This is a genomic window from Lentzea tibetensis (assembly GCF_007845675.1).
Lineage (GTDB): Bacteria > Actinomycetota > Actinomycetes > Mycobacteriales > Pseudonocardiaceae > Lentzea > Lentzea tibetensis.
The window spans coordinates 39738-61118 of record NZ_VOBR01000026.1; the positions used below are offsets into that span (position 1 = coordinate 39738).

Consider the following 21381-nt stretch of genomic DNA (forward strand, 5'->3'; position numbering starts at 1 on the left):
CCTTGCCTCGCGTCGGGTGTGGCCGGGCTCGGCCCACATCTCGACAGGTCCCGCGACGACGCTGCTCAGCGCCGCTCCTCCTGCTGCTTCCCGGCCACCGGTGCGCCCTGCGTCGCCAAGGACCCTCTGTCCTGGGCAAACGGGTCGACCAGCCGGCCTGCGTCGTCGAGCCGTCCCTGCGCCAGCCGGGTCGCCTTGGCGGGAACCGGTGGCACGAGGTCGGCGACTTCGCGAAGCGCGTTGAGTACGTCGTCGGGTCGGACGGTAGGCGTTACCTGCCGTACGACCGTCATGAGTATCCCACACGGTTGTGACAATCCGGGCTCATCGTGTCCGGCGTCGCTCGAATGGGCCTCGACGTGCGCTGACACCACAGCGGGCCGCACGTCGATCGTGCGCTTGCCGTCCTTGGTCAGCCGCTCGACCAACACCTGGTCAAGGGCCATGAACCGCTCCACGGCCGCCGCCAGTTCTTCCGGCGACACCCCGTCCAGCTCGACCCGCCACGAACTCGCGTCGATCCGCTCGGTGAGGTTCCCACCGGCGGCCTGCACGACCTCGATCACGTCGATGCCGGGTGGCAACGCCGCGTCGAGCGCCGTCCGCAGGGCCTCGGGATCGACCTGCTCGACCACCGAGACCTCGACGTACTCCGCCTCGCTCGCCACGCCGGTCGGCGCGGCACCCACCCACGACACCTTCGGGTGAGGGCTGAACCCCTGCGAGTACGCCATGGGCACGCCAGCCCGTCGCAACGCGCGCTCGAACGTCCGAGCGATGTCGCGGTGCGACGTGAACCTCAGCCTCCCCCGCTTGGTGTAGCGGAGGCGCAGCTTCTGCACGGCTGCGGCAGAGGGGTTGTTGGGCTGCTGGCGACTCAGTGTGACTCTCCTTGATCACCCGATGGGTGTGCAGTCCCATCGGCGCAGGCTGTTGCTCCGGTAGGACGGTACCGTGGATCCGAATCAGGACGTTCGGCTTGTCTAGATCGTTGCACCTGGCTACCGTCCGCCTGACTGGACGCCTGGCCAACTGGAGGTCCCCCGTGCCTCTGCTCCGCCGCGCACGGGCGGCAGCGGCAACCGCCGCTCTGCTCGCGACCGGTTGCCTGGCAGTGTCGCTGCCGGCAGGCGCAGAACCCGCCCCTCAGCCCAGCTGCATCCAGCCTGGGCCGACCTTGCGTTACCTGGTGCTGTTCCCGGTGGGCACAGCAGAGGCGACAGCGCAGGCGGAGATCGGCACGGCGTGCGGTTCCACGACCGTGTACTACCCGGAGATCGCGGTCGCCGTGGCGACGTCGCCCGACCCGAGCTTCCTGAAGCTGATCGGCCCCGAGCGGGCCTACAGCGCGCAGGCCGAGGGCGCGCTGAGGCGTGCCGAGAAGCGCAAGAAGGACGACACGGAGCTGCTGTCCGCGTCCGGTGTCCGATCGGGTGCGAACCGCACCGACGAGCAGTGGGACATGGACCTGATCAACGCCCCCGAGGCGCACAAGATCTCGGTCGGCAGCAAGTCGGTCGTGGTGGGCGTCCTCGACTCCGGCGTCGACCCGCAGCACCCCGAACTCGTCGGCGCGCTGGCGCCGGAGCTGTCCGCCGGGTGCCTGACCGGCAAGCCGGACACCTCGGTGGCCTCCTGGTCGCCGACGACGTCCGCGCACGGCACGCACGTCGCGGGCACCATCGCGGCCGCCAACGACGGCCGCGGCGTCACCGGCGTCGCCCCCGGCGTCCGGATCGCGTCGGTCAAGGTCGTCGACAGCGACGGCTTCATCTACCCCGAGTACGCCGTGTGCGGCTTCATGTGGGCCGCCACGAACGGCATGACGATCACCAACAACAGCTACTTCATCGACCCGTGGCTGTTCACCTGCCAGCGTGAACCCGGCCAGTCCGTCGTCTACCAGGCCGTGAAGCGCGCCGTGGACTACGCGACCGCGCGCAACGTGCTGAACGTCGCCGCCGCGGGCAACAACGGCGTCGACCTGTCCCGGCCCGGCCGCGACGCGGCGAGCCCCACCAACGGCGACGTGCGCGCACGTGCCGTCGACCCGTCGTGCGTCGTCCTGCCCGCCCAGCTGAAGAACGTCGTCGGCGTGTCCGCGGTGTCCGCGTCCTCGACGAAGGCGGGCTACAGCTCGTACGGCCTCGGCTCGATCGACGTGACCGCCCCCGGCGGGGAGCAGCGGGAGAAGCCCGGCTGCGTGCTGTCGACCGTGCCGTCCGGCTACGACTACTCGTGCGGCACGTCCATGGCCGCTCCGCACGCCTCGGGTGTCGCCGCGCTCATCGCGTCCACGCACCCGGATGCGGACGCGGCGTCGGTCGGCCGGATGCTGAACGCGCAGGCCGAGACGCTGGCGTGTCCCGCGGACTACGACCTGAACCGGACCGGGGTGCAGGACGCGTTCTGCACCGGGTACTCCGAGTACAACAGCTTCTACGGGCACGGCCTCGTGGACGCGCTGGCCGCGGTCACGAAGTAGGGCTTTCGGTCGCCGTGGCGACCGAAAGCACTCACAACCTCAGGTGTTGGTGAGAGCCGGGTTGCGCACCGGCGAGCCCTTGCCGACCGGGGTGATCGGGATCAGGTTCTTGCCGGTCGGCCCGACCTCGATGTCGGTGCCCATCGCGGGGCACACACCGCAGTCGAAGCACGGCGTCCAGCGGCAGTCGTCCTGCTCACGCTCGTCGAGCGCGTCCTGCCAGTCCGCCCACAGCCACTCCTTGTCGAGCCCGGAGTCCAGGTGGTCCCACGGGAGGACCTCCAGCTCCTCGCGCTCACGCGTGGTGAACCAGGCGAGGTCGACGCCGAGCGGCTCGAGCACCTCGGCGGCCTTACCCGTCCAACGCTCGTAGGAGAAGTGCTCGGACCAGCCGTCGAAGCGGCCACCGTCGCGCCACACGGCCTCGATGACGTGACCGATGCGGCGGTCGCCGCGGCTGAGCAGTCCTTCGACGAGGCTCGGCTTGCCGTCGTGGTAGCGCATGCCGATGTTGCGGCCCAGGCTGCGGTCCGAGTTCACGGCCTCGCGCAGCTTGCGCAGCCGGTCGTCGACCGTGTCCGGGTCGCACTGCGCCGCCCACTGGAACGGCGTGTGCGGCTTCGGCACGAACCCGCCGATGGAGATCGTGCAGCGGACGTCGTTGCGGCCGCTGGCCTGCCTGCCCGCGCGGATGACGTTCTTCGCCATCTCCGCGATCTGCAGGACGTCCTCGTCCTCCTCGGTGGGCAGGCCGCACATGAAGTACAGCTTCACCTGGCGCCAGCCGTTGGCGAACGCCGCGCTGACCGTCCGGATGAGGTCCTCTTCGGACACCATCTTGTTGATGACGCGCCGCATCCGCTCGCTGCCGCCCTCGGGCGCGAACGTCAGGCCGGAGCGCCTTCCGTTGCGGGACAACTCGTTCGCGAGGTCCACGTTGAACGCGTCGACGCGCGTGCTCGGCAGGCTGAGGCCCGTGTTCGTGCCCTCGTAGCGGTCCGCGAGGCCCTTGGTGATCTGCGCGATCTCGGAGTGGTCCGCGCTGCTCAGGCTGAGCAGGCCGACCTCCTCGAACCCGGTCGCCTCCAGTCCCTTCTGGACCATCGCGCCGATGCCCTCGATGGACCGCTCGCGGACGGGTCGCGTGATCATGCCCGCCTGGCAGAACCGGCAGCCGCGCGTGCAGCCGCGGAAGATCTCGACGCTCATCCGCTCGTGCACGCTCTCCGCGAGCGGCACCAGCGGCTGCTTCGGGTACGGCCACGCGTCGAGGTCCATGGTGGTGCGCTTGAAGACGCGGTACGGCACCCGCTCGCGGTTGGGCACGACGCGCTGGATGCGCCCGTCCGGCAGGTACTCGACGTCGTAGAAGCGCGGGATGTACACGCCGCCGGTCTCGGCGAGGCGCGTGAGCACCTCGTCGCGCCCGCCGGGGCAGCCTTCCTGCTTCCAGGTTCGCACGATCTCGGTGATCTCGAGAACGGCTTCCTCGCCGTCACCCAGCACGGCCGCGTCGACGAACTGCGCGATCGGCTCGGGGTTGAACGCGGCGTGCCCGCCCGCGACCACGATGGGGTGGTCCTCGGTGCGGTCCTCGGCGTGGATCGGGATCCCCGCCAGGTCCAGCGCGGTGAGCATGTTCGTGTACCCGAGCTCGGTCGAGAAGCTGACGCCGAACAGGTCGAACGCGCCGACGGGCCGGTGCCCGTCCACGGTGAACTGCGGGACGTCGTGCTCCCGCATCAGCTGCTCGAGGTCCGGCCACACCGCGTAGGTGCGCTCGGCGAGCACGTCCGGAAGCTCGTTGAGGATCTCGTACAGGATCATGACGCCCTGGTTGGGCAGCCCGACCTCGTACGCGTCCGGGTACATCAACGCCCAGCGGACCGTCGTCTCGTCCCAGTCCTTGAGGGTCGCGTTGAGCTCCCCGCCGACGTACTGCACCGGCTTGGACACCCTCGGCAGCAGGGGTTCCAACCTGGGGAAAACAGACTCGACAGTCACGCGGACAGAGTAACGGCTTCAGCTCAAGAGCAATTTCCCCAGCCGCCGCGAGGCCACGACCACCCCCAACGCGGCCATGACCGCGAAGTACGCGAGGTGACCGAGCAGGCCCCAGCCGACGACACCCGTGGTGAGGCCGCGCATGAGCTCGATCGCGTGGTAGAGCGGTGTCCAGGTGACGACGGTCTGGATCGCGGACGGGTACACCGACAGCGGGTAGAAGGTGGTCGAGAACAGGAACAGCGGCAGGATCGCCAGCTGCACCAGGTCGAAGTCCTGCCACGACCGCATGAACGTGGTCGCCGCCATCCCGACCGCCGCGAAGGCGAACGCCACCAGCAGCGCCACGGGTAAGGCGAGCAGCGCCCACGGCGAGGCGATGAGCCCCATCCCGAGCATCACGGCGAGGAACCCGGTCGCGTACAGGCCACCGCGCAGCAGCGCCCAGGCGATCTCGCCGATCGCGATGTCCATCGGCCCGAGCGGCGTGGCCAGCATCGCGTCGTAGAGCTTGGCGTACTTGAACTTGAAGAACACGTTGAACGTCGCGTCGTACACGGCGCCGTTCATCGCCGATGCGGCCAGCAGCGCGGGCGCGACGAACGCCGCGTAGCTGATGGGCTCGCCACCGGGGCCGGCCACGGAGCTGACCATCTGCCCGAAGCCGAGCCCGAGCGAGAGCAGGAAGAACAGCGGCTCGACGGCACCGGAGAACAACACGAACCACGCGCGGCGGTTCACCAGCGCGGCCCGTTCGACGAGCACGCTCGCCCTGCCCGCGTAGAGACCCGGCGGGATCACCCGCCACAGCAGCCCGCTGGACTGCGGGGCGTCGGTCCGCTCGATCGTCTGCGTCATGTCACACCGCCAGCCTGCGTCGGAAGGTCTTCCTGGCGAGCACGACACCGACCGCGACCAGCGCGACCAGGTAGGCGGTGTGGCCGAGCGCGGGCAGGAGCTCGAGCGTCCCGAAGGTCGCACCGCGGGCGAGCTCGATGCCGTGCCACACGGGCGTGATCCAGGCGAGCGGCTCCAGCCAGTCCGGCAGCTGGCTGACCGGGAAGAACGCGCCGGTGAACAGGGTCATCGGCATCAGCACGAAGCGGAAGATCGTGTTGAAGCTGTCCGGTTTGTCGAGCGTCGCGGCGTAGGCGACGATCGGGACGCTGAACGCCATTCCGGCGAGCGTGGCGAACGGCAGCGCGAGCAGCACACCGGGGCCGCTGACGGCACCCAGCAGGCTCGCGATGACCAGGAACACCGCGCAGCCGGCGAACAGCCTGCCCGCGATCCAGATCAGCTGGCCGTACAGGACCTGGGCGGGCGTGATCGGCGTCGCCACCATGCCGATGAAGGTCTTCTGCCAGATGAACGCCGAGAGGATCGCGTAGGTCGACTCGAACGTGGCGCTCTGCACCGCCGTGACGACGACCAGCGCGGGCGCGAGGAACACGATGTAGCGCACCCCACCGGTGATCTCGCTCGGCTGCACCTGCGAACCGAAACCGAGACCGAGTGCGACCAGGAACAGCACCGGCTGCAGGAAGCTGGAGATGACCGTCGCGCGCCAGTTGCGGCGGTACCAGGCCCAGTGCTTCTCGACGGTGAGCCACGAGGCGTGCAGCGTGCCGACGACGCGGCCGGTGGGTACGAGCGCGGTCGTCATCAGTCCACCAACGTCCGGCCGGTGAGGCGGAGGAACACGTCCTCCAGGCTGCTGCGGCGCACCAGGCTCGACAACGGGTTGATGCCGCGCGCGTGGACCGCCTTGAGCGCCGCCTCACCGTCCGCGGTGTAGAGCAGCACCCGGTCCGGCAGCACCTCGACGCGGTCAGCGAACTGGCCGAGCTCGGGTGGTTGCGCGCCCGGCTGGAAGCGCAGCTCCAGCACCTCGCGCGTCGAGTACCGGTTGATCAGGTCCTTCGGCGAGCCCTCGGCGGCGATGCGGCCGCCGTCCATCACGACGAGCCGGTCGCACAGCTGCTCGGCCTCGTCCATGTAGTGCGTGGTGATGATGAGCGTGACGCCGTCCTGCTTCAGCCGGAACAACCGGTCCCACAGCAGGTGCCGCGCCTGCGGATCGAGCCCGGTCGTCGGCTCGTCGAGCAGCAGCAGCTCCGGGTCGTTGATCAGCGAGCGAGCGATCGTGAGCCGGCGCTTCATGCCGCCGGACAGCGGTTCGACCTCGTCGTTCGCCCGATCGACGAGCTGCGCGAACTCGAGCAGCTCGGTCGCCTTCTCCCGCACGTGCGCGCGAGAAAGCCCGAAGTACCGCCCGTACACCTGCAGGTTCTGCCGCACGGTCAGCTCGGTGTCGAGGTTGTCGAGCTGCGGCACGACCCCGATCCGCGCCCTGATCTTCGGCCCGTCGCGGTCCGGATCCATGCCCAGCACGCTGAGGGCGCCACCGGTGCGGCCGGACACGCACGCGATCATGCGCATGGTGGACGACTTGCCCGCACCGTTCGGTCCGAGGAAGCCGAAAGCCTCCCCGCGGCGCACGTCGACGTCGATGCCGCGAACGGCCTCGAAATCGCCGAAGTGCTTGGTCAGGGCCTTGGCCTCCACCAGGTGCGTCGTCACGTTCCCGACACTAACCGCGGGGTCTGACAATTTTCATCGCATTAAGCTGCGGGGCCGTGGAACTACTGTGGCCGTCCGAGGCCGATGAACGCCTGCGCTCGGAAGTGCACGCGGTCGTGCACGCCGTGGTCGCGGCAGGCGGCGCCATCGGCTACCACTCGCCACCCGGCCGCGAGCGCGTCGACGCCTGGCTCGACGACGTGCTGAAGCAGGTCCGCGCCGGTGACGCCGCGCTCGTGGTGGCTCTGGTGGACGGTTCCGTCGCGGCGCTGGCGTTGTGGCGGCGCGGATCGGCGGCCGTGCACCGGCGGCAGGCGGAGGTCCAGCAGGTGATGGCCCATCCGGCGCGGCGCGGGCTCGGGCTGGGGCAGCACGTGATGGCGGCGCTCGTGTCGCACGCCCGTACGGCCGGGCTGGAGCTGCTGACCCTGTTCACGCGCGGCAACAACCACGGTGCGATCGAGCTGTACGAGTCGCTCGGGTTCCGCGAGTGCGGCCGAATCCCCAACGCGATCGCGGTCGGTGCGGAGCGGTGGGACGAGGTGTGGATGCACCTGCCGCTCGGCTTCCCGGACGACGTGGCGCTGCGCGGATCTTCGCCCGAAGGGCACGGGTACTCGCCGCGGCGTGCTCAGCCGTGAGATCGACTGAGGGTCACCACCCGATCGTGGCCGGGTTGTAGCTGAAAGATGCACTCCATTTGGGGGTAAATGTTTACTCCCACCGGGGAAGTGGAACGGCCCTGCATCCGGGCGCGGATGCAGGGCCGTTGTGCACTCGAGCTCAGAGGTTCGGGAACCAGAGCTTGATCTCGCGCTCGGCCGACTCCGGCGAGTCCGAGCCGTGCACCAGGTTGAACTGGACCTCGAGGCCGAAGTCGCCGCGGATCGTGCCCGGCGTCGCCTTCTCGACCGGGTCGGTGCCACCGGCCAGCTGGCGGAACGCGGGGATCGCGCGGGTGCCCTCGACGACCATCGCGACCAGCGGGCCGCCGGTGATGAACTCGACCAGGTCCGCGAAGAACGGCTTAGTCAAGTGCCCACTAGGGCACCGTGAGGCACAGCAAGGGGTTCCCGCTGGTCAGCGGGCTATTTTCGACATAGGGTAGGCCGCCTCGGTCGACCCTAGGGGATGGTACTGGTGCCAAACTCAACCTCAGTATCCGGCCGAGTGCAGAGTTTCACAGTCTTCATCGCGCGTAAGTCCGGCAACCGCTCCCGCCTCCAGCCTGTTCCACGCCCCGCACGCCTGATGGCTTGGCGAACGGCTATTCAGGTCTACAGACTTGCCGTAATTGGGAAGGCCCGCCGCACCCCGGAGCTGGAGCTCGCTCAGCTCGCGCTCCGCCGTTGCCTCTATCTCACCCGAGAGCTAGGCCGTCTACATCACAGCGCTCCGGAAGCCGCGATCATGGTCGCACGGTCGATCATTGAAACAGCGCTCGCCGGTTCCTACCTTTCCATACATGGAGCTGGCGGCGCTCAGCGAATGATGAAGAAGCAGTCCGGAGCAGCAAGGAGGCTACGCGACCGCTTTCTAGCGGGAGACCCATTGGGCGCGCTCGCACTGCTGACCGAAATTGACCTCATCGCAACACCACTATCACCAACGCTCGCTAACGTACAAAAGACTGAAAACTTCGACCAAATATGTCGAGAGCTCGACAAGCACCCTCCGTTTTCTAGCGGAGCGCTGGCAACCCTCCTATACGAGGAAAGTTACAGCCTCTTCTCGAACCACGTGGAACATCCAACACCGCAGTCGCTTCGACGACACGCACGGCGGGTGATCAGCCTTGGCGGCCATGGACCTCGTCTCTTCAGGCCAACCAAGCTAGCGCCACAGAACACTATTGATCACGTTGTCCTACCGGCAATCGGAGCGCTTTGCAGCTGCATCACACGCAGTATAGGCAAGCCGTATGCACTACTCGATCAATGGACATCAGAGGCGGCGGGAGCTGACGGATACCTCTGGACAGGTTCCCCCGCCCGGACGCTCGCCGCCTCAGAATTGGCACATCTTGCAGGCCTGCCATCGCTACGCACACTCAACTGGTACGGACTGAGCGTTCGAGCCATCGGAATGCTAGACGTCATGCTCCAGAGCAGCGACGCCGATCAACTAGTCATCGCGTGCGAACTGCTCGACCGCAGTCGGAAGTTTCCTTACCTTCTAACGGTGATCCTTCCAAAAATTTGGCCAAAAAGCATTCTTAGTCGCCTACGAACGACCGATCAAGCTGAGACAATCGCGAAAGGTAACGCCACAGATCACCCTCAAGCGTTACTGGCAGCCTTGGCACTGGTATACGCCGGATTGTGGCCCGACGACTCCAAACTGCTCACAACAAGGCTTGAAGCGTTCGATGCAAGCGCACCATACCCCACGGGCCTGTTAGATCAGCTTGTACGCTCGGTTGCCCCTTCCGACGTAAAGCGCCTTCGTGCGAGGCATCGCTCGCAGATCCTTCGCATGCCGTGAACTACTACGACGAAGGTCACGACCGCAGCGCGGTTCAGGACCGCCGGTGATGAACTCGACCAAATCGCCGAAAACGCTCATAGGCCATTCCCTACTAGGGGCACTGCTTGACTCGGCACCGTTTCCACTGGTCACAGCATTCGCTAGCTGTCAGCTGTATCAACACGTCGATGCGACAACAACGTCCGTTGGTCAATATCAACAGATCCAAGCTGCTCAGCGGTCAAGGTTGTATTTCGTAGGTTCGCGCCTTGAAGCTGTGCACCACTCAGGCTCGCCCCCTGTAGTTGAACACTCTCCAGTCGCGCTCCCTGGAGTTGCGCCCCATCAAGAAGCGCCTCTTGTAATTGCGCCCCATCCAGACAGGCCGATTGCAGCAGCGCATGCTCCAGAACCGCGTTCTGAAGCTGGGCACCTCTCAGCACCGCTCCCTGAAGCTCCGCGTTTCGTAGCGTCGCACCCTGGAGTTGCGCTCCTTCAAGACTAGCCCCTTGAAGGCCTGCGCGCGACAACCATGCATTTTGAAGGCGCGCATCGTCCAGATTCGCAAGGTGAAGCTCTGCGTCCCAAAAAACTGCGCCCCGCAAGTCTGCACATCGCAGGTTCGCGCCAACTAGCACCGCTCCTTGCAGATTCGCATCTCGAAGATCTGCGTCATGCAGATTCACGCCAAAGAGGTGCAGATCATGGAAGTCAAGTTCTCCTCGCTCCTGGTTGGCACGCTTTGGACGTTGCGCTAAGGCGGTGAGTGCGGCTTGCACGTCCGCGGCCGGTTCACGCGACAACTTTGGAGTGTCCGTTCCGATCGGCGGATGCATCCATTGCCGCTGGTCCACAGGTTCGTCCCGTCGTCGCGGTGCTCGACCGCGAACAAATGCGACTAGAACCTCGACAACATCTCCGTGGTGTTCAGGAGAATCGCGCATGACGTGCTCGAGCGCATGCACTCCACCGATTCGGACATATAGCTCATCAGAGCCAAGCCGTTCAAGAGCTTTAGTGAACCGCTCGGTCACCTGTCCTCGATGCGCTAACCGATAGTTTCTGGCGGTGTAAAGCAGACCTGTAACCACGACCAACGCACCGCCGATCGAAATGACTATCAGCCGAGCGTTGTGTTCCGCAATCAAGCGATGCTCAGGCCCAAGTCGATGGTCGCGGAGGAGATCCTGGTTAACCAGCAGCGAAGGAGCACGCCAAAGCATGAGTGTGTAGAGCCCGAGTAGAACTAGCGCCGCTAGGACGACTCCTAGAGTCCGAATCGCTGACCAGCCGCTACGGCGCACACCATGCTTCACGCCATGTTGTCGGCGTACTTGAACAAACAGTTACAACGATGGCCCGGATCGAAGTCCGATCCGGGCCATCGAAACAGCAGCTCAGAGGTTCGGGAACCAGAGCTTGATCTCGCGCTCGGCCGACTCCGGCGAGTCCGAGCCGTGCACCAGGTTGAACTGGACCTCGAGGCCGAAGTCACCGCGGATCGTGCCCGGCGTCGCCTTCTCGACCGGATCGGTGCCACCAGCCAGCTGACGGAACGCGGAGATCGCGCGGGTGCCCTCGACCACCAGGGCGACCAGCGGACCACCGGTGATGAACTCGACCAGATCGCCGAAGAAGCTCTTCCCGTCGTGCTCCGCATAATGCTGCTCGGCGGTCGCGCGGTCGACGGTGCGCAGCTCGAGCGCGGCCAGGGTCAGGCCCTTGCGCTCGATGCGTGCGATCACCTCACCGACCAGACCACGGCTGACGCCATCGGGCTTGACCAGAACCAGGGTGCGCTCAGACACGACGGTCACGTACTCCTTCTTGCGGGGATAACGGAGGCCCCGTCGTTCCACGGGTATGCCGCACAGGGTAGCGATGGGGCCGACGGGTCAGCATAGGAACCCGGTTGCAGCTGCTCCGGGTGCCAGCTGCACGGGCCTGAGTGGAACCAACCAGCACGGCTAGGCGACCAGCCACAACGAGAATCAGGGGACGCGTGTCGCCCCGATCGTCAGGCGTTCGCTCCGAGTGCGTGAAGCACTCGGACGGCCTCCTTCTTGACTGGCTCCAGCAGTGGGCTTGGCTTCGGCTTGCTGGAGTTCAGCCGAATGACGTTGGAGCAGAACAGCAACTGCGCCAGCAGGCCCGAACGCGAACTCAGGTCGTCCACGAACTCCGCTTGGACCCGATGCGCCACGCTCGGCACAAGCAGACAGTGACCCCAGAGGGTCGCGGCGTCGAGGCCTCGCGGCGCACGACCCCAGCTGTCCCAGTCGAGCAGGTAGCAGTCCGGCGCGGTGAGGTTGCCGAAGTGGAGATCGGCGTGCGCCGTCGTCCACTCGTCCACCTCGGTGTCGATCCCCTCGTCGCCGAACACCTGGTTGATCCGCCGGGTCAGGTGCGCCTGCGCCATTGCAACGCGCTCCGTCTCGACAGCTGCCAGGGCCGCCAACGATGACCCCAGGCTGTCCCACCAGGCGACCGAGAGGTCAGGTTCCTCGTTGATCAGCCCGGTGGAGTGAATCGCCCGAGAGGTGATCAGCTCAGTCTCGTCGGCCCGCCACACAACCGACCGAACACGGTCCACCCACCGGTACGAGCGGAACAGCTCCGGCTTCTTCACGCCGGTGATCGCCGAGGCGATCTCCGTCCCTGTCCACGATGGACCGTGGATGTCGTGGGCGTCCGTCCACGCGATCCGCACCCACGTGTCCGAGCTTGTCGCGAATCCGATCGTTGAACCTTGGGTGCCGTAGGCGCTGCGGGACTCGTCCAGCCGGACTTCCAGCACCTTCTCGACTTCGGCGCGCACATCGTCCAAGTTCTGCGTGCGCAGGTTGTAACCGTCGAAGTTCACGAGCGAACCCTAGCCAATCGCGATTCCAGTTGATGTTGTTCGGCCCGCCTCCGTCGTAGGAGGCCCCGATAGGTGGACACCAACTCAGCGTCGACCTGCAAGGTGGTCGCCATGACTAGATCGCTGAGGTGTGTCAGGTTCTCCGTGCCGACCACGACGCGGTCGACGGCGGGGAGTTCAAACGCCGTCCGAAACACCGCTTGTGGCTGCGTACACAGTGCTCCACCGGCGAGGTACACCCGCGCGTCCACCTCGTCCCACACCGGCTCCTGCGCGTTGCCACCGAATGGGCTCATGCCCCATCGACCCTCGGCCGGAATGTCGAGCATCTCGAAGAGGCGTTCTGCGTCGTCGAGGCCATCCGAGTCGACGAGCAGTCCGGCCCGAACCATGATCACGGCAGGCTGCAGTGCGTGTTCGGCCACGGTGAGCGCGCTGAGGATCGGCTGCGGGTTCCAAGTCGACCAGCCCCATTCGCCACAAAGTCCTTCGGCCTGCGCTTCATCCAGCACGGCGCAGGCCGCTTGCAGCCGCTCAAGGGCTTCGGCCGGTGGCAGGTTCGCCAACGACTGTTCCGGGTTGTGCAACAGGATCGTCGACGGCTCCAGGTCGAGGTCGTCCACCGTCAGCCTTACCCCGTACCGCAGAATTTCAGGTGTCAGGTGGTGCACCGGTCGACCTGCCTCGTCGGGGAAGAACCCCACCTTGGTCGAGATGTCGAACTCTGGGAGCAGATCCTCAGCCACCTTGACGAGCGTTCGGTGCGACGCGAACTGGTGGTAGTTGAAGCTGGTGTCTAGGCGACGGACCCCGCGAGCGAGAGCTCCTTCGAGGAGATCCCGCTCATGACGAGATCGGTATAGCCCGAGCGCAACTCCGCGGTCAGCTCCGCGCACAACTCCTCCTCGATCAGCACAGCGGCCAGCCCTTCAACTTCGACACCCGTCGCCGACTCGACCTCGGTGAGGTCGACGGGAGCGCCGGACAGCAGCAGCCGCAACGCGGGCAACGCCTCCTCGGCGAAGGCGATCTGCTTGCCCGCACCAGTCACGAGCACCCGGCCGCTGCGCTGCTCGAACTGCGGCGGAAACTCAGTGATGCAGGCGACCGCGTCCGGTGTGCCGAAGATGCTCTTGGTCTTGACGTGGCGCCAGACCCGACGCAGCCGCTCGCGCTCGGCGAGAAAGTCCTCGACCGGGTAGCCCTCGATGAGGCTCATCGCGGCGCCCTTGAGAGTGTCGGACTCCTGCTGCCGAACATCGCGTGTTCCCCAGCGGTTGAGGTCAGCGCGGAAGAGCCCGTCCCGACGCGCCTGGTCACCTGCCCACGTCAACCAGTCGACGGCGGTCTGCTTCGAGAACCCGAAGGTGGCGTGCAGGCTGAACCCATCACCCTGGTCAGCGCGGGTGGCACGGTGCCAGCAGCCGCGCGGAATGTTCATGACATCGCCAGCCTTCAGCGTGCCTTGCCAGATGATCTCGTCCGGCGGAGTGTTGTTCCGCTCGGCGTCGCGGTGCATCGGAGCGACGCGTGACTGACCACGGACCTCCCAGGACTTCTCGCCGGCCAGCTGCACGACGAGAACCTCGTGGTCGTCCCAGTGCAGCGGGAATCCGTCGGTAGCGCCGGTGGTCAGGTAGGTGTTGACCCGTGCGTGCTCGCGGGACCACCACCCCAGCGCACGGCAGGCCACCTCCATCGTCGGGTCGAAGGCGTCGACCCCGTCGAGGACGATGGTGCAGCCGTCCTCCATCAGGCTCGCGAGTCGGGGCATGTTGGCCATCCGGACGGCCTGCCCCCGACGGCTCGTCCCCTCGTCCAGGAACCTGGCGGGATGGATCTCCCCACCATCTTGAAAGACGCGCAGCTGCGGATTGCTCAGGCTGCGCCGCATGATGATGTCGAGCAGCCTGTTCGGATTCAGGATTCGTGCGCAGAGCTCCGCATCAGGCAGAGCCCCGCGCACGAACTGAGCACCAAGACCCTTCGGCCCCGACCAACCGAGAGCCTTCTCGATGGAACTGACGAGAACGTGTTCCATTTGCACCTCCAAAGGCGAACGACGCCGGGGCGTCGGATTTGGCTTCGAGATGACGTGCTGCCCAGCCCTACTCCGGGTGGTTCAGCTTGTCGCGGTTCTCCCCGTCGTCACCGGTCGACGTCCCCGTCGAGTCCGAGTGAGCGGCATCGGCGTAGCGAGCCTGCACCTGAGTCAGGCGCTCGACGTTGAGCACCAACTCTTTCTTCTTCTCCACTGCAATCACCCCCTATCTCAATTTCGAATCCGGCACCGCAGGTCATCAGTGCGCACCGAACGGCTTGAGCCGTTGCGGGCCGGACACGATGCCCCGCGGTGAGGCATGGGAGCCGGACGACAGCGCGGAGCAACTGCGGGAGAGGCCTCGACGCACTGCCGTCCGACGTCATCGCCGGATCGCCGTCAAGGCACACGATGCGACGGTCGCCACCGACGGAAGTCCGAAAGTCCCCGGCATGGGTGGGCTAATCCAGTGCAGTGATTCACTGTTGCATGTCGGACTAGGCGGCAACGAGAAGAGGGAGCCACTGCCGAAATGCGCCACTCCGTGAAGTGAAAGTGTTGGCATGTTCGTGATGCTCGGCGGCTGAGACTGGCAGAAGAAGGCCCAACGACGCGTCGAGCCCCGTACCTCCAAAACGGAGGCGTCGAGCCGCAGCAACTTCAAGTGGTGATTGACCTCGCCGCCAAGAGCGCTTGTCATCCAGACGACATCGACGATGTCGCCACAGCGGAGCATGACGTTGTTGCCCCGCACCAATGTCGGCCATCCGAGGCCGTTCGCGTAGAGGCTGACTGCTGGGCGCGGGGAGCAAGTCGCCGCGATGCCGCCCCTTGGCGACTCGCTCCCTGCACAGCCGGTCGAGAGCGCCTCGGGGGTGCTGTTCTCGACCTCATTGCGCGACACCGGAAGCGCGCCCAGCGGAGAGCCGAGGGCGAAGCGTCTGTCTTCGGTGCGCGTTGCCATAGTGAAACTTCCTCTGTCGTATTCGCTGAGACCGCCGTCTTTCCCGAGGTCTCCCTGCGGTGACTTGAAGTTATGGCGCTAGCCCGATCGGGCGGAGTCGCCACACGAGGTGGCCATTTGCTGTGGGTGGCCAGAGGAGGTGGCCACAATGGATGCGCACAGCGCCACGACACCGGAGGATGTGGACCATGCACGAGCCGACGATCGGGCCGCTGCTCCGCGAACTCCGGGAAAGTGCTGGTAGGTCACAGGGCGAGCTGGCGGCGTTGCTGTCGGATAGTGCTGACAGACCTGTCACGCGCAACGAGGTTTCCCGGTGGGAAGGCGAAACCAGGCTGCCAACGCCCTACTGGCAGAAGCACCTGGCCGCCGCCTTGGAGGTGCCGGTGGCGGACTTGCGAGGTGCGGTCGATCGCGCCAAAGCCAAACGCCGACTCCAACAGCGCGAAGAAGACCAGCCCGAAGGGAGCGATGTGCAGCGACGTGAGTTTCTTGGTGCTATGGCCGTGGCTGGCCTCGCCGCATCGTGGCCGAGCATCACGCGCTGGACGCCGGGGCGACGACTCGGCGGGAGCGACGTCAAACGTTTACTCAGTGGGACTGCGCGGCTACGACGCCTTGACGACTTCCTCGGCGGCGCCGACACCTATCGCCTGTATGCCCACGTGCTGAAGGAAACACAGGCTTTGGTCAAGGGCGCCAGCTGCACGTCCGACACGAAGCGCGCCTGCACAGCGGTCATCGCCGAGCAAGCGCAGTTGGCTGGTTGGGCTGCGTTCGATGCCGGCATGCACCCCGAGGCCACGGCGCACTACGAGACCAGCTTCGAGGCAGCGAAGGAAGCAGACCACGCCGCATTAGCGGGGAATGCACTGGCTTTCCTCGCTTACCAGCAGGTGACGTTCGAAAACCCAAGTGTCGCAATGGCTACAGCTTCCTACGAGACTGCCGAGAAGCACGCGACGCCACGTGTACGAGCCCTGCTTCTCGAGCGCATGGCGTGGACATTCGCCGTTGCCGGGCAGCCCAAGGAGACAGAACACGCGCTGGCCACCGCTGCCGAAGTGGTGCACCTGACGGATGACCGTCCGGAGCCCGACTGGGTCTTCTGGGTCGACGAAGACGAAATCAAGATCATGACCGGGCGGTGCTGGACCCAGCTACATCGACCGCTCCGGGCCGTTCCAATCCTCGAGGACGTCCTCAGCCGATACGACGACACCCATGCCCGTGACAAGGCCATCTACCTGACCTCGCTGGCGCACGCATACGTTGACGCACGAGAAATCGAACAGGCCGCAACCGTCACGCAGCAGGCAGTCGAGTTGGCGACGGGCGTCGGCTCGGTGCGGCCTGCGGAACGCATCCAGAAGGTCGTGCATCGGCTCCAACCGCACCGCGCCCTGTCGCCCGTCTCCAGTGTTCTGGAGGCAGCGGCCAACCTGCCTACTGCTCGTTGACGGACTTGTCGAGCCACGCCTTGTAAGCCTCGGGAGCAGCCACGATGGGAACCGCCGTCAGTTCAGGATTGTCCCAAGGGTGCACTTCGAGCAGATGCGCTTCCAGTTCCCTGTAGCGGTCGGCGGTCGTCCTGAGTGTGACCTGCCATTCCTCACCCTCGCCCATCTCGCCGTTGTGCCAGAAGAACGAAGTATTCGGTCCGGAGATCAGCGCAGCACCTGCCAGACGCGCAGCCACAGCCGAGCGAGCAAGACTGGCGGCCGTGTCACGGTTGTCAGCGGTCGTAGTCACCTGCAAGTAGTCGCTCACGACAACAGCCTAGGTGGCCTGGGACGTGCCACGCCTCAGCTACTCCTCAGAGTTGCTGGTTTCGCCTGCTGGTCGCGTCGATGTCGCTGCGAGGTGTCGGCACTGCGCTGGGGTCCACTGGCGGAGAGCGCGGGCCAGCTCGTTGAGGTCGAGGCAACGGAGAGCCCGACACAGCGTGGCCAGGAATCGCCGTTGGCGCTGACAGAGCTACGCAAGCCACCAGTACGGGAGACCTCCAGCTACAACACCAACCAGTGCGCCCACGAGCACCTGCGCGATGGTGTGGTCACGAAGCCGTACTCGTGACCACGCGACCAGCGCGACAGCCGCCGACAGCAGTACGAGCCAGGGGCCGTAGGCGGCCATGAGGATCAGCACCGCTCCGGCGGCTACCCCAGCGTGCATCGACAGCTTGAAGTTCAGTCCGAAGGTGATTACGACGCTCACGACGAGCGTGGCGAACATCGTGCTCGCCAGCACGATCATCTCGTTCGGGGAACCGCCGAGGACGAGGATGGCGATTCCGCCAGCGAGTGAACTGGTACAGGCGATGAATGGGACCACGCGCCCTTCTCGGTTGGTGACGTGGTGGCTGTCCCACTTGCCGTTCTTGGCCCCTCGGACGATGACGATCATCGGGATGATCGAGCCGGTGACTCCGACGACGAGGCCCCACAGCAGGGTGGCGCCAACTCTGTGGGTCGCACTCCAGGCGATCGCGAGAGGCAGGCCGAGGACCCAGACCCACGGCGCAAGGATCTCGGTAGCGAGGCGAGCAATTCGAGTTGCAGCCGTGCGGGTTGCGACGCTCTCCGTGTTACTTGGCGTGATCATGAAGGTTCAAGTACTCCTCGACGATGGCGGATACGAGCGGTGATTCGGTGAACGCCTGCGCGACGCGGACGAGCCGTTGTCCTTCGGAGGCGTCATCAAGATCGTCGTCGTTGCCGATGACAACTGGCGTGGACGTCAGCGGCGGCAACTCGAGTCGCGTGGCTTCCAGTGCGACTGCGATGACCGCGGCCTCTGCGACGGCACGGGCATCCTCACCAACGAGTCCGTCTTGCTCAGCCCGTTGTTGAGCGTGCTCAAGCACCAGCGGATCCAGATAGGCGTGTAATGGTCCAATCAGGACGTCCTGGATCTCGGTGATCTGCATCCGCAGTAGCGGTCCCCGGCGGCTGCCGAAAACCAGCTCGGGTGCGACGGCGGTGACGGCGCTCCACAACGGACGCACGACCGCCACGGCTTGTCGCGCTTCTCGTCGAGCGCCAAGCGGCGGGGCCATGACGCCGCTCATCAGGAACACGATGGCCAGCGTCACGAACCACAAGCTTGGTCCCAGCGGTCCGTTTTCGTCCCACGGCGGGACGATGCCGAAGGCGCGGGCGAACCCGTAGCCGAGCCTGTGGATCACGTAGAGCAGTCCGAAGATGCTTCCTATGCCGAGCAGTCGAAGTCCGATGCGCAGGAACCGACGAGGAACGTGGGAAGCAAGGCGGGACATCCACAGGGTGTCGAGCATCGCCAGACTCAGGTACCCGCCGTACATCGCCAGGTACTGAGGGACCCATGGTTGGTCACCGGCCGACGACGGTATGAACACCAGGTCTGATTGCAGAGGACCCAGTACGTAGAAGGTGCTGAGGCCGATCAGCGCGACGGCCAACGTGATGGCGCGTCGCCGCGTGAGGGGTGCCGTCTCGTCCGGGCGATGAGTGAGGTGCAGGCAGAACACCTGCAGCCAGTAGGCCGACGTGAGAACGCAAACGTGCTGAATGAACTGCGCGAGCCCAGGAACTCCGATGCCGGCTTCGACAGGTCCGCCCTTGACGCCGAGACACAGAGCGAGGTCGAGCAGGAGCAGTGACAGGCACATTGCCCGAACGCCGGGCTTGCGGCTCTGCTGATACGAGCGGACCCAGAACGTCAGCGCGGCCGTCACCGATAGCACGGTGGCGAAGAAGAAGATCATGACGTTGGGGAGTCACCCTTCGAGGATGGAGCCGTACCTGTCGACGGCTTCCTGGTAGTCGGGGTCTGCCGATCGGCGGTCGCCGAGAACCCGCATCGGTCCCATGCGGTCCTCAAGGGCGTAGGCAAACGCCTCCGCTGCCCGCTCTTGATCGTCTTCGTACAGGCTGCGGTGCGTCGCTTCTCGCACGACTTCGGCGGAAAGGTTCTCGCTGTCGACGACCGCACTGGACGCGATCACGTGCCGGGCACAGATGTGTCCGAGCTCGTGCAGGATCGAATGACGCTGGTGGGCCGGTGATGTGTCCTGTCGGTAGAACACGTAGATACGAGCCTGACCGCCGACGCACATTGCCGCAGGCAGGCTCTCACCTGCCGTCCTCCACGCGAGTACAACGTGCTCAAGGTATGGCCGGACCACGATCGGTACACCGGCGATCTTCTCGGCTTGCTCGAGGAGACCGCTGAGGTCGAACGGCTCGGTGACTGGCAGTCGGCGGGCGAGTTTTCGCGCAGCTCGTTCGGTCAGGACCGGGCCCGAGTTCTGACTTCGCTTTAAGCCGCAACGGAACTTCACGTCAGGCCCCGTCGCCGTTCTGCGCGCTGCCCTGCTCCAACACGCTCACCTGGTCGATCAATCCCTGTATGAGCGCCTGACTCTCGGGCGACATCTTGGCGACCTTGCGCAGCATGACCCGAGACGCGGCAGGCTGACTCGGAACGTCGACCTCTGCGTCGCCAGGCGCGTGCCGGTCGCGGGCGATCCGTCGCTCGACCTCCCAGTACACCTGCGGATCGATGAAGTACCCAGGTTGATAGCCGAAGAACTCGCCAATGATCTTGATGTGGCTGACCCGCGGGTCACTCGGTCTGCCGAGCTGACGGAGGTTCCAGACGTGCGTTTGCGACATCTCGATGCCCTGGCTGCGCGCCCAGGACGCGACGTCCTCGTTGCTGTACGCCTTCCTCTTGCCGTCCTTCGTGTGGCGTTGGAACAACGTGTTCAGGACCTCAGCCAGGCTCGGCATCCCATCTGAGCCGCGATCGCTCACCACTCACCCCCATCGTCTTCACGCCCGTGAAGAAAGTGAACAGATTTCACTATAGCCGTTGACAGCGCAACCATCTCGCACCCTATGCTGCCTCGCGGGTTGATCTCAACGCAGATGAAGAAGAGTCTTCACAGCAGTGGAGATCGAGGGGGGAATCGGTGCGGAGCACCGTCCGAGGGGGGACGTTGGCGCGCCGGGTGACAGGGCTCACTGCCACCCGGCCGCCACGTCGGGAGTCTCAAGCAATGCTGTCGAAGTGGCTCGCCGTGATAGCGAAGCCGGGCCTCCAAGGTTGGATGCCCGGCAAACCCAACTCCTTCTGTTCACTGGGTTTTCGCGGTCAGGGGGCCGCAAGCCATGTCCAACATCTACAGCACCACAGCCGTTGCCGACTCGATCTCGCTGGACGACCTGGCGTATAACGTCGAACTACTGCGCATCGTCGAAGATCAGATCGGCCGACTCACCGCCCTGAAGAACACCTTGCGGAGCACACTCAAGGTGCGCCTCGGCGAGCACGAGATCGGCACCGTCAACGGTGTGCCCGTCGTCAGCTACACGACGGAGCTACGGGTCATCACCGTGGTGAAGACGCTCAAGGAGAGGTATCCCGAGCAGGCCCGCGAGTGCGAGGACATCATCCCGGTGCGGAAGTTCCGGGTGCTGGACGCCGCATGACCCGCAGGACTGGGTCCGACCGGTCTCGGGGGACCGGTCGGACCCGATCTGATGGCGCCCCGGCCGCACTCGGCGAACTGTCCGCCGAGATCGCCCAACTGCTCGTCGGCCTGCCGTTGGACTACGGCACGACGGTGGAGCAGATCGCCGCGCTGCTCGCGGGCGAGCCGCGCAACACCTCGCACGTGTCCGCGGTGATCGCGGTGATCGTCCATGACGCACTCGCTGATCCGTTCCGCGAGACGACCAGCAACCGCTGGCGTGAGCACCTACCCGCGTGGCTGCGGCCGCAGATGGTCGGCGCGACCGTGCGCCGCCTGCTGTCCGCCGAGGTGCTGATACCGACTGGCCGCTACGTCCGGTCGACCGACACCCGTGGCGGTAACGGCGGGAAGTTGATGCCGGTCTACGCGCTCAATCTCGCCGCGCCCGCGCTGCTCGCGCGCCGGGACGCCGCTGCGTCCGGTCAGGCCGTCTCGGCCTGATCTTCGCCGTTGCCAT

At 65.8% G+C, this 21381-nt stretch carries 21 protein-coding genes and 1 pseudogene; 5 read left to right on the forward strand and 17 right to left on the reverse strand.

The window, feature by feature from the left end; genetic code table 11:
• Positions 1–65 precede the first annotated feature (65 nt).
• Positions 66–842: a TIGR03936 family radical SAM-associated protein gene (locus FKR81_RS32260; protein ID WP_146357804.1), complete on the reverse strand. Its 777-nt coding sequence runs from the start codon at positions 840–842 to the stop codon at positions 66–68.
• A gap of 359 nt (positions 843–1201) precedes the next feature.
• On the opposite strand from FKR81_RS32260, the gene FKR81_RS32265 reads away from it, so the two are divergent.
• On the forward strand, positions 1202–2485 hold the full coding sequence (locus tag FKR81_RS32265; RefSeq protein WP_235921881.1) for a S8 family peptidase: 1284 nt from the start codon (positions 1202–1204) through the stop codon (positions 2483–2485).
• 39 nt (positions 2486–2524) lie between these two features.
• Here FKR81_RS32265 and FKR81_RS32270 read toward each other — a convergent pair whose 3' ends face one another.
• The 4 genes from FKR81_RS32270 to FKR81_RS32285 are packed head-to-tail and all read right to left on the reverse strand — an operon-like array spanning position 2525 to position 7072.
• Entirely contained in the window at positions 2525–4489 is a 1965-nt protein-coding gene (locus FKR81_RS32270) for a TIGR03960 family B12-binding radical SAM protein (RefSeq protein ID WP_146357808.1), read from the reverse strand.
• Positions 4490–4507: 18 nt separating this feature from the next.
• The gene (locus FKR81_RS32275) at positions 4508–5347 is read right to left on the reverse strand and encodes an ABC transporter permease (protein WP_146357810.1); all 840 of its coding nucleotides are present in this window, start codon (positions 5345–5347) and stop codon (positions 4508–4510) included.
• 1 nt (position 5348) lies between these two features.
• Positions 5349–6155: an ABC transporter permease gene (locus FKR81_RS32280; RefSeq protein ID WP_146357812.1), complete on the reverse strand. Its 807-nt coding sequence runs from the start codon at positions 6153–6155 to the stop codon at positions 5349–5351.
• Complete coding sequence (locus FKR81_RS32285) at positions 6155–7072, reverse strand: ABC transporter ATP-binding protein (protein WP_186763296.1); 918 nt, start codon at positions 7070–7072, stop codon at positions 6155–6157. The genes FKR81_RS32280 and FKR81_RS32285 overlap by 1 nt, the downstream gene beginning before the upstream one ends.
• Before the next feature lie 56 nt (positions 7073–7128).
• On the opposite strand from FKR81_RS32285, the gene FKR81_RS32290 reads away from it, so the two are divergent.
• Complete coding sequence (locus FKR81_RS32290) at positions 7129–7713, forward strand: GNAT family N-acetyltransferase (protein ID WP_146357816.1); 585 nt, start codon at positions 7129–7131, stop codon at positions 7711–7713.
• Between the two features lie 142 nt (positions 7714–7855).
• Here the strand turns inward: FKR81_RS32290 and FKR81_RS32295 are convergent.
• The 7 genes and pseudogenes from FKR81_RS32295 to FKR81_RS43890 form a co-directional block, all read right to left on the reverse strand.
• A pseudogene (locus FKR81_RS32295) lies at positions 7856–8110 on the reverse strand (nucleoside-diphosphate kinase); the annotation flags it as partial.
• 1589 nt (positions 8111–9699) lie between these two features.
• Positions 9700–10686: a pentapeptide repeat-containing protein gene (locus tag FKR81_RS32300; protein WP_186763297.1), complete on the reverse strand. Its 987-nt coding sequence runs from the start codon at positions 10684–10686 to the stop codon at positions 9700–9702.
• 249 nt (positions 10687–10935) lie between these two features.
• Positions 10936–11346, reverse strand: coding sequence for a nucleoside-diphosphate kinase (gene ndk / locus FKR81_RS32305; RefSeq protein ID WP_146357984.1), 411 nt, complete (start codon positions 11344–11346; stop codon positions 10936–10938).
• A 209-nt stretch (positions 11347–11555) separates the two neighbouring features.
• On the reverse strand, positions 11556–12401 hold the full coding sequence (locus FKR81_RS32310; RefSeq protein WP_235921882.1) for a hypothetical protein: 846 nt from the start codon (positions 12399–12401) through the stop codon (positions 11556–11558).
• A complete protein-coding gene (locus FKR81_RS32315) occupies positions 12398–13297 on the reverse strand; it encodes an aldo/keto reductase (protein WP_146357822.1) in 900 nt (299 codons plus the stop codon). The genes FKR81_RS32310 and FKR81_RS32315 overlap by 4 nt, the downstream gene beginning before the upstream one ends.
• Entirely contained in the window at positions 13198–14442 is a 1245-nt protein-coding gene (locus tag FKR81_RS32320) for a JmjC domain-containing protein (RefSeq protein WP_146357824.1), read from the reverse strand. Before FKR81_RS32320 ends, FKR81_RS32315 begins: the two co-directional genes overlap by 100 nt.
• Before the next feature lie 67 nt (positions 14443–14509).
• Positions 14510–14656: a hypothetical protein gene (locus FKR81_RS43890; protein WP_186763298.1), complete on the reverse strand. Its 147-nt coding sequence runs from the start codon at positions 14654–14656 to the stop codon at positions 14510–14512.
• Between the two features lie 938 nt (positions 14657–15594).
• Here FKR81_RS43890 and FKR81_RS32325 point away from each other — a divergent pair.
• On the forward strand, positions 15595–16866 hold the full coding sequence (locus FKR81_RS32325) for a helix-turn-helix domain-containing protein (RefSeq protein ID WP_186763299.1): 1272 nt from the start codon (positions 15595–15597) through the stop codon (positions 16864–16866).
• On the opposite strand, the gene cutA is transcribed toward FKR81_RS32325, so the two are convergent.
• The 5 genes from cutA to FKR81_RS32350 form a co-directional block, all read right to left on the reverse strand.
• The gene (gene cutA, locus FKR81_RS32330; RefSeq protein WP_186763300.1) at positions 16853–17176 is read right to left on the reverse strand and encodes a divalent-cation tolerance protein CutA; all 324 of its coding nucleotides are present in this window, start codon (positions 17174–17176) and stop codon (positions 16853–16855) included. The two genes, FKR81_RS32325 and cutA, sit on opposite strands and share 14 nt — an antisense overlap.
• Positions 17177–17383: 207 nt before the next feature.
• Positions 17384–18010, reverse strand: coding sequence for a hypothetical protein (locus tag FKR81_RS32335; RefSeq protein WP_146357828.1), 627 nt, complete (start codon positions 18008–18010; stop codon positions 17384–17386).
• The gene (locus tag FKR81_RS32340; RefSeq protein ID WP_146357830.1) at positions 17994–19151 is read right to left on the reverse strand and encodes an MAB_1171c family putative transporter; all 1158 of its coding nucleotides are present in this window, start codon (positions 19149–19151) and stop codon (positions 17994–17996) included. Before FKR81_RS32340 ends, FKR81_RS32335 begins: the two co-directional genes overlap by 17 nt.
• 12 nt (positions 19152–19163) lie before the next feature.
• A complete protein-coding gene (locus tag FKR81_RS32345) occupies positions 19164–19727 on the reverse strand; it encodes an ImmA/IrrE family metallo-endopeptidase (RefSeq protein ID WP_146357832.1) in 564 nt (187 codons plus the stop codon).
• A gap of 1 nt (position 19728) precedes the next feature.
• A complete protein-coding gene (locus FKR81_RS32350) occupies positions 19729–20202 on the reverse strand; it encodes a hypothetical protein (RefSeq protein ID WP_146357834.1) in 474 nt (157 codons plus the stop codon).
• A 357-nt stretch (positions 20203–20559) separates the two neighbouring features.
• Between FKR81_RS32350 and FKR81_RS32355 the strand changes: the two genes are divergently transcribed.
• Positions 20560–20880, forward strand: coding sequence for a hypothetical protein (locus tag FKR81_RS32355; RefSeq protein WP_146357836.1), 321 nt, complete (start codon positions 20560–20562; stop codon positions 20878–20880).
• Positions 20877–21365 (forward strand): hypothetical protein, encoded by a 489-nt coding sequence (locus tag FKR81_RS32360; protein ID WP_146357838.1) that lies wholly within the window; start codon positions 20877–20879, stop codon positions 21363–21365. Before FKR81_RS32355 ends, FKR81_RS32360 begins: the two co-directional genes overlap by 4 nt.
• Positions 21366–21381: the final 16 nt, after the last annotated feature.